Source organism: Pseudomonas syringae group sp. 243L2, from assembly GCF_032587875.1.
Classification (GTDB): domain Bacteria; phylum Pseudomonadota; class Gammaproteobacteria; order Pseudomonadales; family Pseudomonadaceae; genus Aquipseudomonas; species Aquipseudomonas amygdali.
In genome coordinates, this window is the sequence record NZ_JAWHPL010000021.1 from 680,344 (window position 1) to 692,954 (window position 12,611).

11 protein-coding genes are annotated in these 12,611 nt (G+C 57.6%); 9 read left to right on the forward strand and 2 right to left on the reverse strand.

The features are described from left to right. Positions 1-13: 13 nt before the first annotated feature. Together clpA and clpS are read right to left on the reverse strand one after the other, a co-directional pair. The gene (clpA, locus tag RYB66_RS16000; protein WP_316885401.1) at positions 14-2,287 is read right to left on the reverse strand and encodes an ATP-dependent Clp protease ATP-binding subunit ClpA; all 2,274 of its coding nucleotides are present in this window, start codon (positions 2,285-2,287) and stop codon (positions 14-16) included. Between the two features lie 30 nt (positions 2,288-2,317). After that, positions 2,318-2,680 (reverse strand): ATP-dependent Clp protease adapter ClpS, encoded by a 363-nt coding sequence (gene clpS, locus RYB66_RS16005; protein WP_002554001.1) that lies wholly within the window; start codon positions 2,678-2,680, stop codon positions 2,318-2,320. Between the two features lie 213 nt (positions 2,681-2,893). Between clpS and cspD the strand changes: the two genes are divergently transcribed. From cspD to RYB66_RS16050, 9 genes are all read left to right on the forward strand, one after another. After that, positions 2,894-3,178 carry a cold shock domain-containing protein CspD gene (gene cspD / locus RYB66_RS16010; protein WP_005731877.1) on the forward strand — a complete coding sequence of 95 codons (285 nt, stop codon included), beginning with the start codon at positions 2,894-2,896 and terminating at the stop codon, positions 3,176-3,178. Between the two features lie 565 nt (positions 3,179-3,743). Further along, a complete protein-coding gene (locus tag RYB66_RS16015; protein WP_005745703.1) occupies positions 3,744-5,975 on the forward strand; it encodes an NADP-dependent isocitrate dehydrogenase in 2,232 nt (743 codons plus the stop codon). A 142-nt stretch (positions 5,976-6,117) separates the two neighbouring features. Beyond that, the gene (locus RYB66_RS16020) at positions 6,118-6,564 is read left to right on the forward strand and encodes an NUDIX hydrolase (protein WP_005780025.1); all 447 of its coding nucleotides are present in this window, start codon (positions 6,118-6,120) and stop codon (positions 6,562-6,564) included. A 60-nt stretch (positions 6,565-6,624) separates the two neighbouring features. Beyond that, positions 6,625-7,755, forward strand: a complete 1,131-nt coding sequence (gene mnmA, locus RYB66_RS16025) for a tRNA 2-thiouridine(34) synthase MnmA (RefSeq protein ID WP_016982233.1) — start codon at positions 6,625-6,627, stop codon at positions 7,753-7,755. Further along, on the forward strand, positions 7,755-8,375 hold the full coding sequence (gene hflD / locus RYB66_RS16030; protein WP_002554006.1) for a high frequency lysogenization protein HflD: 621 nt from the start codon (positions 7,755-7,757) through the stop codon (positions 8,373-8,375). Before mnmA ends, hflD begins: the two co-directional genes overlap by 1 nt. A gap of 131 nt (positions 8,376-8,506) precedes the next feature. Continuing rightward, positions 8,507-9,877 (forward strand): adenylosuccinate lyase, encoded by a 1,371-nt coding sequence (purB, locus tag RYB66_RS16035; RefSeq protein WP_004659494.1) that lies wholly within the window; start codon positions 8,507-8,509, stop codon positions 9,875-9,877. 60 nt (positions 9,878-9,937) lie between these two features. Next, positions 9,938-11,104 (forward strand): cupin domain-containing protein, encoded by a 1,167-nt coding sequence (locus RYB66_RS16040; RefSeq protein WP_002554007.1) that lies wholly within the window; start codon positions 9,938-9,940, stop codon positions 11,102-11,104. Continuing rightward, complete coding sequence (locus tag RYB66_RS16045) at positions 11,097-11,528, forward strand: GNAT family N-acetyltransferase (protein ID WP_002554008.1); 432 nt, start codon at positions 11,097-11,099, stop codon at positions 11,526-11,528. The genes RYB66_RS16040 and RYB66_RS16045 overlap by 8 nt, the downstream gene beginning before the upstream one ends. A 177-nt stretch (positions 11,529-11,705) precedes the next feature. Next, a complete protein-coding gene (locus tag RYB66_RS16050; RefSeq protein WP_005745710.1) occupies positions 11,706-12,449 on the forward strand; it encodes a secretin N-terminal domain-containing protein in 744 nt (247 codons plus the stop codon). The last annotated feature ends 162 nt before the right edge of the window (positions 12,450-12,611 follow it).

The window sequence follows — 12,611 nt, forward strand, 5'->3', positions numbered from 1 at the left end:
CGAGGCTTGGGCGTCAGGCCATTTCTGCTGTGGTTTCGAAGTCGAAGGTAATCTCGCCATCCTTGATATCGATGTGAACCACACCGCCGTGCTCTGACAATTCGCCGAACAGGATCTCTTCGGCCAGTGGCCGCTTGATCTTGTCCTGAATCAGGCGAGCCATCGGTCTGGCACCCATCGCCGCATCGTAACCACCCTGCGCCAGCCAGTTTCTCGCCGCCTCGGACACTTCGAGCAGTACGCGCTTGTCTTCCAGCTGGGCCTGAAGCTCGGTAAGGAACTTGTCGACCACGCTCTTGATGACTTCGTGGCTGAGACGGCCAAACTGAATGATGGTGTCCAGACGGTTGCGGAACTCCGGCGTGAAGCTCTTCTTGATCACTTCCATCGCATCAGACGAGTGGTCCTGATGCGTGAAACCGATCGAAGCACGCGCGGCGGACTCAGCCCCGGCATTGGTGGTCATGATCACGATCACATTGCGGAAATCTGCCTTGCGTCCATTGTTATCGGTCAGCGTACCGTGGTCCATCACCTGCAAAAGCAGGTTGAAGACTTCCGGGTGAGCCTTTTCGATTTCATCGAGCAGCAGCACGCAATGCGGTTGACGAGTGATGGCTTCGGTCAAAAGACCGCCCTGATCGAAACCGACGTAGCCCGGAGGCGCGCCGATCAGACGGGAAACGGTATGCCGCTCCATGTACTCGGACATGTCGAAACGAATCAGCTCGACACCCAACGCCTTGGCCAACTGGCGAGCGGCTTCGGTCTTGCCGACACCGGTAGGGCCTGCGAACAGGAACGAACCGACCGGCTTGTCAGGCGACTTGAGGCCTGCACGCGAAAGCTTGATCGCCGTCGACAACGAGTCAATGGCTGCATCCTGACCAAACACGGTGAGCTTCAGATCGCGCTCCAGGTTACGCAGCAGCTCCTTGTCCGAGCTGTTGACGTGTTTTGGCGGAATACGCGCGATCTTGGCGACGATGTCTTCGACCTGAGGCACATCGATGCGCTTGACGCGCTGCTCGACAGGCTGCAGACGCTGGTAGGCACCGGCTTCATCAATAACATCGATCGCCTTGTCGGGCATATGACGGTCATTGATGTAACGCGACGCAAGCTCAGCTGCGGCGCGCAGCGCTTCGTCACTGTACTCGATGCTGTGATGCTGCTCGAAACGGCTTTTCAGGCCACGAAGGATGCCGATGGTGTCTTCGACCGAAGGCTCGGACACATCGACTTTCTGGAAGCGACGCGCCAAGGCGCGGTCTTTTTCGAAAATCCCGCGAAACTCCTGAAAGGTCGTAGAGCCGATGCAACGGATCTCGCCAGACGACAGCAACGGTTTTAGCAGGTTAGAGGCATCCATCACCCCGCCTGATGCCGCACCAGCACCAATGATGGTGTGGATCTCGTCAATGAACAGGATCGCCTGAGGACGCTTGCGCAGCTCATTGAGCAACGCTTTGAAACGCTTCTCGAAATCGCCGCGGTATTTGGTCCCGGCCAGCAGGGCACCCAGATCAAGCGAGTAGACAACGCTGCTGGCGAGTAAATCAGGGACCTGATTGTCCACGATACGCTTGGCCAGGCCTTCGGCAATAGCCGTTTTACCAACCCCAGCCTCACCGACCAGCAACGGGTTGTTCTTGCGACGACGAGCCAGAATCTGAGCTACGCGCTCGACTTCGCTTTCGCGACCGACCAGCGGATCGATGCGCCCCTGGCGCGCCAATTCGTTCAGATTGCTGGCATAGGCATCCAGAGGATTGCCTGAGGAAGATGCTTCACCGCCCTCGTCGTCCTGCATATCCTGTTCACCTTCAGAAGAGTGTTCGCCATGCCCCGGAACCTTGGAGATACCGTGGGCGATATAGTTGACGACATCAATCCGGGCCACGCTCTGCTGCTTGAGCAGAAACACGGCCTGGCTTTCCTGCTCACTGAAAATTGCAACCAGCACGTTGGCGCCGGTTACTTCGCGCTTGCCGGAGCTCTGCACGTGGAAAACTGCCCGTTGCAGCACACGCTGGAACCCGAGCGTCGGTTGTGTCTCGCGATCCTCGTCATGAACGGGGATCAGCGGAGTGGTGGAGTCGATGAACTCCTGCAGATCATGCTTGAGTTTATCGAGGTTTGCACCGCAGGCACGCAGAACAGTGGCTGCAGCCTCATTATCCAATAGAGCCAGCAGGAGGTGCTCGACCGTCATGAACTCATGACGCTTCGAACGTGCCTCCTTGAAGGCAAGATTGAGGGTGACTTCGAGCTCACGGTTTAACATAGCTTCACCTCATACCCAAGTGGTCGGCGTTTAACCGTCCTTCTCGATCTCACAGAGTAGCGGATGCTGGCTCTCCCTGGCGTATTGATTGACCTGCATTGCCTTGGTCTCGGCGATGTCGCGGGTAAACAATCCGCAGACTGCCCGTCCCTCTGTATGGACGGCCAGCATGACTTTGGTGGCCAGCTCACGATTCAGGTTAAAAAACACCTCGAGTACTTCTACGACGAAATCCATCGGGGTGTAGTCATCGTTGAATAAAACCACCTTGTACATCGGTGGCGCCTGCAGGGTCGGCTTGGCGTCCTGCACCGCGATGCCTGCCGCGTCGTCCTCGTGCGACTGCGGACTGTCCTGATTGAATGTTAGTCGAATCTTGCTAAATGCATGCATGGAAAGAAATGTTCGTTTGAGGGCGGATTGAGCTGTCAGTCGCAGTTTGGACGCTTTTCAAACAGACCGCCACATGACCTTGACTATCAGCTAAACGGTGTTACAAACAATAGAGCCCACATTGGGTAAAAAGGGTCCGCGCAGTCAACCAAAATTTTTGGGGAGGCGGATTGAAGTGGATGATACTCCTGACGGAGTCCTTTGCAGAGGGATATGGCGATGCTTAACGGAAAAGTCAAGTGGTTCAACAATGCAAAAGGTTATGGATTCATAATCGAAGACGGCAAGCCGGATGACGACTTGTTCGCCCATTTTTCGACCATCCAGATGGAAGGTTACAAGACCCTCAAAGCCGGCCAGCCGGTCAGTTTTGAAATCATTCAGGGGCCAAAAGGGCTGCATGCCGTGAATATCGCGCCATTGCTGGCTAAAGCAGGTGAGCCCGTGAAGGAAACCCATGCTGCGTCTGAGCATGAACCTGAACATGCACACGCTTGAAGTCCTCCATGGAAACAGCCTGACAGCAGATCAATGGCCTTTCGCGCCAGTTGACTGAGTAATCAGAAACACGCAATGAGCCTGTACCGGATCTTAAGAAACCGCAGCTTTGGTAGCTTGAACCGATGCGACTCCACAGGGTATCGAATTAGCGGTTATTGCACCGCGGATGCCCCTACCGTGACAGAGCCATCAGCGCCCCACTCCTCCGCCAGATCCCGCCTCTTGACGCCTGATTGACACCTCGTAGACATCCCGGTCGTTCGACCAACGGCGGATGTTCATTATTCGATAGCACGCATAGCATTAATGCCTCGCGCCAATGGTTTGATATACTCGCGCCGTGACCGAAGAGTCATAAAGGCTGACCCGTCTGAAATCAGACCCTCAACCTTCCTATGCGTCGGGTCGCTACCTGGCCTGACAGCTTGACGCTCGACTGATGCACCCAACATCACCGCGAATGAACCTCGACCTGGGCCCATGGCCGAACCGTGGGCAAGAGTGCATACCCTGCGCGTATCGAGATTTTGTGCATGCTCAGCAAAACAGAGAGTTAATACGAATGTCCAACCGCTCGAAGATCATCTACACCTTCACCGACGAAGCTCCGGCCCTCGCCACCTATTCGCTGCTGCCTATTATCGAAGCTTTCACAGCCTCCTCCGATATCGACGTGGAAACGCGCGACATCTCCCTGGCGGGCCGTGTTCTTTCAAGCTTCCCGGAGTCGCTTGGCGCCGATCAACAAGTGCCGGATCATCTCGCCGAGCTGGGCAAACTGGCCACTACGCCAGAAGCCAACATCATCAAGCTGCCTAACATCAGTGCCTCGGTCCCTCAATTGAAGGCGACCATCAAGGAGCTTCAGGATCAGGGCTACAAGATTCCCGACTACCCTGAAAACCCTGTCACTGACGCGGAAAAAGAAACCCGCGCACGCTACGACAAGACCAAGGGCAGCGCCGTGAACCCGGTGCTGCGCGAAGGCAACTCCGATCGTCGCGCACCGTTGTCGGTCAAGAACTACGCTCGCAAGCACCCACACAAGATGGGCGCCTGGTCTGCCGACTCCAAGGCCCACGTTGCGCACATGAGCAACGGCGACTTCTACGGCAGCGAAAAAGCAGCCCAGATCGCAGCCGACAACACCGTTAAAATCGAACTGATCGCTCAGGATGGCACCACCACCGTTCTGAAGGAAAAAACCGCCGTCAAGGCTGGCGAAGTCGTTGACTGCTCGGTAATGAGCGCCAAAGCTCTGCGCGGCTTCATTGCCGCCGAGATCGAAGACGCCCGCAAGCAAGGCGTTCTGTTCTCGGTGCATCTGAAAGCCACCATGATGAAGATCTCCGACCCGATCATGTTCGGCCAGATCGTTGATGAGTTCTACAAGGATGCATTGACCAAGCACGCTGACACGCTGAAGCAGATCGGCTTCAGCCTGAACAACGGCATCGGTGACCTGTACGAGCGCATCACCAGCCTGCCTGCTGAAAAACAGGCCGAAATCAAGGCTGACATCGAAGCGGTCTACGCCACTCGCCCACAACTGGCGATGGTCAACTCCGACAAGGGCATCACCAACCTGCACGTGCCGAGCGACGTAATTGTCGACGCATCGATGCCAGCGATGATCCGTGACTCCGGCAAGATGTGGGGCACAGATGGTCAACTGCACGATGCCAAGGCAGTGATCCCGGATCGCTGCTACGCCACCATCTATCAAGCGGTCATCGAAGACTGCAAGAAAAATGGCGCATTCGACCCGACCACTATGGGCAGCGTACCGAACGTTGGCCTGATGGCTCAAAAAGCCGAAGAATATGGCTCCCACGACAAGACTTTCCACATCCAGACCAACGGCGTGGTTCGTGTAACCGACAGCCAGGGCAACCTGCTGATGGAACAGAACGTCGAAGCGGGCGATATCTGGCGCATGTGTCAGGCCAAGGACGCGCCGATCCAGGATTGGGTAAAACTGGCCGTCAACCGCGCTCGCGCCAGCAACACACCGGCTATCTTCTGGCTGGATTCGTCTCGCGCCCATGACAGCGTGATGATCGAGAAAGTCCGCAAGTACCTGGGCGACCACGACACGTCGGGCCTGGATATCCAGATCCTGTCACCTGTCGACGCGATGAAGCTGACCCTGGAACGCACTCGCGCCGGCAAGGACACGATCTCGGTAACGGGCAACGTGCTTCGCGATTACCTGACCGACCTGTTCCCGATTATGGAACTGGGCACAAGTGCGAAAATGCTGTCGATCGTTCCGCTGATGAACGGCGGCGGTCTGTTCGAAACCGGCGCTGGCGGTTCGGCTCCCAAGCATGTGCAGCAGTTTGTTGAAGAAAACTTCCTGCGCTGGGATTCGCTGGGCGAGTTTCTGGCTCTGGCGGCGTCCCTGGAACATCTGGGCAATGCCTACAACAACCCGAAAGCGCTGGTTCTGTCCAAGACCCTCGACCAGGCCACTGGCGAGTTCCTGGACCGCAACAAGTCGCCTTCGCGCAAGGTCGGCGGCATCGACAACCGCGGCAGCCATTTCTACCTGACCCTGTTCTGGGCTCAGGCACTGGCTGCTCAAAACGACGATGCAGACCTCAAGGCACAGTTCACGCCTTTGGCCAAAACCCTGACTGACAACGAAGAAAAAATCGTTGCCGAGCTGAACGCTGTTCAGGGCAAGCCGGTAGAAATTGGCGGCTACTACTTCCCTAACCCGGAAGTCACCAGCAAGGCCATGCGCCCAAGCGCCACGCTCAACGCAGCTATCGATGCGTTGAAAGCGTAAGCGGCATGAGACCGGTGCGACGCATTACTGCGTCGCCCAGCCAAAAGCCCCGGCCCGCGTGTCGGGGCTTTTGCATTAAAGCCAAAGACAGACCGGCAGGCCACATACTGAACATTCTTATCTGGCAGCAGAGGATCAATCCATGACCTGGCAAGCCCACGTTTCCGTCGCCACCATCGTCGAAGATCAGGGACGCTTCCTGTTCGTCGAAGAAATGAAAGGCGGACGCGCCGTACTCAACCAACCCGCCGGGCACCTCGACCCGAACGAGAGCCTGCAACGTGCGGCAGTGCGGGAGACTCTTGAAGAAACCGGCTGGGATGTCGAACTGACCAGCGTGGTGGGCATTTACCTGTACACCGCGCCGAGCAACGGCGTGACCTACCAGCGGATATGTTTCGCCGCCAAGGCCATACGCCATAACCCTGAATATCAGCTGGACGAAGGCATCATTGGCGCCGTCTGGCTGACTCGCGAGGAACTGCTGGCCCAACAGGAACGCTGGCGCAGCGAGCTGGTACTGCGCTGCCTGGACGATTACCTCAATGCCGAACATTTCAGTCTCGACCTGCTGCGCGACAAGGCGTGAGACTCGACGCCCTCAGCCTGATAGAATCGCGTCCTTTTACAGGTCAGCCGTTGAATCCCCATGCGTGATCCAGCCCCCTCGAACTCAGAAATGAAGCGCGTCATAGTCGGCATGTCCGGCGGCGTGGACTCTTCCGTTTCCGCCGTACTGCTCATGGAGCAGGGTTATCAGGTGGAAGGCTTGTTCATGAAGAACTGGGAAGAAGACGACGGAACGGAATATTGCACCGCCCGCGAAGACCTGGCAGATGCCCAGGCCGTGTGTGACAAGATCGGCATCAAACTGCACACGGCCAACTTCGCTGCCGAGTACTGGGACAATGTCTTCGAACATTTCCTTGAAGAGTACAAGGCCGGGCGCACCCCCAACCCGGACATCCTTTGCAACCGGGAAATCAAGTTCAAGGCGTTTCTCGACTATGCGCTGATGCTGGGTGCCGACCTGATCGCCACTGGTCACTACGTGCGCCGTCGCGATACCGATGGCCGCACCGAACTGCTCAAGGGCCTGGACCCGAACAAGGATCAAAGCTACTTCCTGCATGCCGTCGGTGGCGAACAGATCGCCCGGACGCTGTTTCCGGTGGGCGAGCTGGAAAAACCGGAAGTACGTGCCATTGCTGAGAAACACGGCCTGGCGACGGCTAAAAAGAAGGACTCCACCGGAATCTGCTTCATTGGCGAGCGCCGTTTCACCGACTTCCTGCGTCAGTACCTGCCCGCCCAGCCCGGAGAGATCAAGACCACCGAAGGTGAAGTCATCGGTCGTCACAGCGGCCTGATGTATCACACCATCGGCCAGCGCCAGGGCCTTGGGATTGGCGGCCTCAAGGACGCCAGCGATGATCCGTGGTACGTGCTGGTCAAGGATCTGGACAACAACGAACTGATCGTTGGCCAGGGCAACGACCACCCGTGGCTGTTCTCCCGCGCACTGGTGTCTTCGGAAATCTACTGGGTCAACCCGATTGATCTGAGCAGCCCGCGCAAACTCACGGCCAAAGTCCGTTATCGTCAGGGCGACCAGCCATGCACACTGGAAAAGACCGCCGACGGCTACCGAGCCACATTCGATGATCCGCAGCGGGCCGTCACACCCGGACAGTCCGTGGTGTTCTACGATGGCGAAATATGTCTGGGCGGCGGCGTGATCGAAATTGCCGAACCCTGGACCAGCAAGGACAAGCGTTGATGACCCCGATTCAGGAACAACTGATCGCTCTGGGTGGCGTATTTCAGGCCGCCGTACTGGTCGACCGGATCGCCAAGACCGGACAGGTCAGCGAAGCCGCGCTGAGCTGCATGCTCGGCAGCCTGCTGGTGGTTGACCCGAAGGATACGCTGGACGTCTACGGCGGCGATGACCTCAACCTGCACGAAGGCTATCGCGCCATGGCCAGCGCTCTGGAACGCGATCCTGCAACACTGCAGCGCGAACCGCTGCGTTACGCCCTGTCGATGCTCGGCCTGGAGCGACAGCTGGCCAAGCGCGACGACTTGCTCGAAATCATCGGCAGGCGCATCCCGGTGATTCAGTCTCAGGTCGAACATTTCGGCATCGCTCACGAAAACGTGATCGCTGCGACCGGCGCCCTTTATGAAGACACCCTGAGCACCCTGCGCCAACGCATTCAGGTCCAGGGCGACATGCGCAACCTGCAGCAACCGAACAACGCGTCGAAGATTCGCGCCATCCTGCTGGCAGGCATTCGCTCCGCACGCCTGTGGCGACAAGTTGGCGGTCATCGCTGGCAACTGGTGTTCAGCCGTCGCAAGCTATTGAAAGAACTCTACCCATTGCTGCACGGCTGATCCGCCACGCACCAATGACCTTCACCACCACAGGCACGGCGCTGTCTACGCTGGTCAGCGGGCTCCGGTCCGAGTGACTTTTCATGTATGATATGCGCCCTTTTCGTTGCCCGACTGTCCGAGAGCATCCCATGCAGCTTTCTTCGCTCACTGCGGTTTCCCCTGTTGATGGCCGCTACGCCGGCAAAACCCAGGCCTTGCGCCCTATTTTCAGCGAATACGGCCTGATCCGTTTCCGTGTGATGGTTGAAGTTCGCTGGCTCCAGCGTCTGGCGGCCCACCCGCAGATTACCGAAGTCCCGGCGTTCTCTGCGCAAGCCAACGCCATCCTCGACACCCTGGCTGAAGACTTCTCGGTTGAGCACGCCGAGCGCGTGAAAGAGATCGAGCGCACCACCAACCACGACGTCAAAGCCGTTGAGTATCTGCTCAAGGAGCAGGCTGCCAAGCTGCCGGAGCTGGACAAGGTCAGCGAGTTCATCCACTTTGCCTGCACCAGCGAGGACATCAACAACCTGTCTCACGCCCTGATGCTGCGTGAAGGCCGTGACACTGTGATGCTGCCGCTGATGCGCCAGATTGCCGATGCTATCCGTGAACTGGCGATCCGCTTCGCCGACGTGCCGATGCTCTCGCGTACCCACGGTCAGCCAGCGTCCCCGACCACGCTGGGCAAGGAATTGGCCAACGTGGTTTACCGTCTGGAACGCCAGATCAACCAGATCGCCGCAGTGCCCTTGCTGGGCAAGATCAACGGTGCGGTCGGCAACTACAATGCCCACCTCTCCGCTTATGCCGATATCGACTGGGAAGCCAACGCACGCGCGTTCATCGAAGACGAGCTGGGGCTGGGCTTCAACCCGTACACCACCCAAATCGAACCGCATGACTACATCGCCGAGCTGTTTGATGCGATTGCGCGTTTCAACACTATCCTGATCGACTTCGACCGCGATATCTGGGGCTATATATCCCTGGGCTACTTCAAGCAGCGCACCATTGCTGGCGAAATCGGCTCGTCGACCATGCCACACAAGGTCAACCCGATCGACTTCGAAAACTCCGAAGGCAATCTGGGCATCGCCAACGCGCTGTTCCAGCATCTGGCGAGCAAACTGCCTGTCTCTCGCTGGCAGCGCGACCTGACTGACTCCACCGTACTGCGCAACCTGGGCGTCGGTTTCGCCCACAGCGTTATTGCTTACGAAGCCAGCCTCAAGGGCATCAGCAAGCTGGAACTGAACGAGCAGCGCATTGCTGCCGATCTGGACGCGTGCTGGGAAGTTCTGGCAGAGCCGATTCAGACCGTCATGCGTCGTTACAACATCGAAAACCCGTACGAAAAACTGAAAGAACTGACACGCGGCAAGGGCATCGGCCCGGAAGCGCTGCAGACTTTCATCGACGGTCTGGACATGCCTGCCGAAGCAAAGGCCGAGCTGAAAAAGCTCACGCCAGCCAACTACATCGGTAACGCAGCGGCTCAGGCCAAGCGCATCTGACACGCAAAAAAATTGCACACGCCCGGCTGTGCCGGGCGTTTTCATTTCAAGGGCTTACACATGAATCCTGATATTCCTCTGCAACTTCTGGGCGGCATCAGTGCACGCGTTTTTCTGCGTGACTACTGGCAGAAAAAACCACTGCTGATCCGCCAGGCTCTGCCGGACTTTCAAAGCCCGATCGATGCGGACGAGCTGGCTGGCCTTGCTCTAGAGGAAGAAGTCGAGTCCCGCCTGGTCCTCGAACACGGCGAGCGTCCCTGGGAGCTGCGTCGCGGTCCCTTTGCGGAGGATGAATTCAGCAAGCTGCCCGAACGCGACTGGACCCTGCTGGTGCAGGCCGTGGACCAGTTCGTTCCAGAAGTCAGCGAACTGCTGGAAAACTTCCGCTTCCTGCCCAGCTGGCGCATTGACGATGTGATGATCAGCTACGCCGCCCCAGGTGGCAGCGTCGGCCCGCATTTCGATAACTATGACGTGTTCCTGCTTCAGGGCCACGGCAAGCGTCATTGGCAGATCGGCCAAATGTGCGATGCAGAAAGCCCGCTGCTGCAGCATGCCGACCTGCGCATCCTTGCCGAATTCGAAAAAACCGAAGAGTGGACGCTGGAACCGGGCGACATGCTTTACCTGCCGCCACGCCTGGCTCACTGCGGCGTTGCCGTCGACGACTGCCTGACCTACTCGGTCGGTTTCCGCGCGCCAAGCGCTGCCGAGGTCCTGACTCATTTCACCGATTTCCTCAGCCAGTTCATCCCGGATGAAGAGCGCTATACCGACGCGGACGCGCAACCGGTCAGCGATCCGCATCAGATCCAGCACGATGCGCTGGACCGACTCAAAGCGCTGCTGACCGAACACATGAGTGACGAGCGCCTGCTGCTGACCTGGTTCGGCCAGTTCATGACCGAACCGCGCTACCCTGAACTGGTGACCGGCCCGGAACTGGAGGAAGACGACTTGCTCGACAGCCTCGAACAGGGCGCGGTGCTGATTCGCAACCCGAGTGCAAGACTGGCCTGGTCTGAAGTCGACGACGATCTGCTACTGTTTGCCAGTGGTCAGAGCCGCCTGTTGCCGGGCAGTCTGCGCGAATTGCTTAAACTGATCTGTGCTGCCGACGCATTGCACAGTGAAAACCTCGGCCAATGGTTGGCCGATGACGATGGACGCAATCTGCTTTGCGAACTCGTAAAACAAGGAAGTCTGGGATTTGCCGATGAATAAAGTCACCGTAGCTGTCGCACAATGGCAGAAAAACAACGCCGACATCCGGCGCATACGCGATTCGGTATTCATCGCCGAGCAATCGGTGCCACCGGAGCTGGAGTGGGACGCTGAAGATGCGACTGCCGTGCATTTTCTCGCCTATGAAGGGGAATACGCAGTAGGCACCGCTCGCCTGCTGCCCGACGGTGAAATCGGTCGGCTGTCGGTTCTCAAGGACTGGCGCGGCATGAAAGTCGGTGAAGCGTTGCTCGGTGCGGTGATCCACGAGGCCGAACAACGTGGACTGGAGCCGCTGAAGCTCAGCGCTCAAGTGCAGGCCGTCGAGTTTTACCAGCGCTTCGGGTTTGCCGTGGTCAGTGACGAGTTTCTCGAAGCCGGTTTACCGCACGTCGAGATGCGCCGCGAGACACCTGAAACCTGATTATGTAGGCACGTTTCAAAGCACTACATGATGATCGCCCTGCCCTTTTTCGCTAGACGCTTTTCAGGTCGAGACGAAAAATGCCAGGGCGTTTTTGTGTCGCCCCATTCAGCTTGCCCGGCTATAGCCGATACACTGGCAAACTCATGCTTTACGCGCTTATCGCGGAGAATGATCATGTCAGTCCGTAACCTGCTTAACGTGGTAATCACCTCAGTGCTGATCGCATTCAGTACTCAGGCCCTTTCAGCGACCGAAGTCGTTCCTCTCAATTACCGCACCAGTGCCGATCTACTACCCGTAGCTAAATCCTTTCTAGGCACCGAAGGCTCCGTCAGCGCTTATGGCAATCAACTGATTGTCAATGCAGAGTCGCGCAAGATAGAAGAGCTTCGCAGCCTTATCGCGCAACTCGATACCGCGCCTAAACGCCTGCTGATCAGCGTCGACACCAGCGAAAACGCGGCGCGCAACAGCAGTGGCTCACGCGTCATAGAATACGGCACCACCAGCCGTGAGGGCGGCGTGCAGCAAGTGCAGACCAGCGAAGGTACGCCAGCACTTATCCAGATCGGCCAGAGCGTTCCACTGACCTCCTCGTCCACGGATTCCTATGGCTACTCCCAAAGCAATACTGAATATCGCAATGTAACCCAGGGCTTTTACGTCACTGCCAGTGTGACCGGCGATACCGTTCACCTGAGCATCAGCACCAACCATGACCGCATGAGTCAGGAGCGCGCTGATGCCATAAAAGTGCAAAGTACCGATAGCCAGGTCAGCGGCCGGCTCGGAGAATGGATCACGCTGGCGAGTAATAGCGATCAATCGGTTGCTGATCAGCGTGGCCTTGCACAACGCTACTCCACCCAGGGTCGTGAAGACATGATTTTGCGCGTAAAGGTCGAAACCCTCGAGTAGCCTGCGCTGGCGCGAAACCCAGCACCTACGGGCCTTTTAGTGACTCACCAGTCTGATTACGCAATTATGTAGTGATACTTAAAAAGCACTACAAATCGTTTGACGACCCCGATACCCCGAGGCATGATTGCCTCGCTCCCGCTGATCGGAGGCTGCGCAAAA

Excerpts from the sequence above, each read along its gene's own strand:
- clpA (WP_316885401.1), bottom strand. The coding sequence starts at position 2,287 with ATGTTAAACCGTGAGCTCGAAGTCACCCTCAATCTTGCCTTCAAGGAG.
- clpS (WP_002554001.1), bottom strand. The coding sequence starts at position 2,680 with ATGCATGCATTTAGCAAGATTCGACTAACATTCAATCAGGACAGTCCG.
- cspD (WP_005731877.1), top strand. The coding sequence starts at position 2,894 with ATGGCGATGCTTAACGGAAAAGTCAAGTGGTTCAACAATGCAAAAGGT.
- RYB66_RS16015 (WP_005745703.1), top strand. The coding sequence starts at position 3,744 with ATGTCCAACCGCTCGAAGATCATCTACACCTTCACCGACGAAGCTCCG.
- RYB66_RS16020 (WP_005780025.1), top strand. The coding sequence starts at position 6,118 with ATGACCTGGCAAGCCCACGTTTCCGTCGCCACCATCGTCGAAGATCAG.
- mnmA (WP_016982233.1), top strand. The coding sequence starts at position 6,625 with ATGCGTGATCCAGCCCCCTCGAACTCAGAAATGAAGCGCGTCATAGTC.
- hflD (WP_002554006.1), top strand. The coding sequence starts at position 7,755 with ATGACCCCGATTCAGGAACAACTGATCGCTCTGGGTGGCGTATTTCAG.
- purB (WP_004659494.1), top strand. The coding sequence starts at position 8,507 with ATGCAGCTTTCTTCGCTCACTGCGGTTTCCCCTGTTGATGGCCGCTAC.
- RYB66_RS16040 (WP_002554007.1), top strand. The coding sequence starts at position 9,938 with ATGAATCCTGATATTCCTCTGCAACTTCTGGGCGGCATCAGTGCACGC.
- RYB66_RS16045 (WP_002554008.1), top strand. The coding sequence starts at position 11,097 with ATGAATAAAGTCACCGTAGCTGTCGCACAATGGCAGAAAAACAACGCC.
- RYB66_RS16050 (WP_005745710.1), top strand. The coding sequence starts at position 11,706 with ATGTCAGTCCGTAACCTGCTTAACGTGGTAATCACCTCAGTGCTGATC.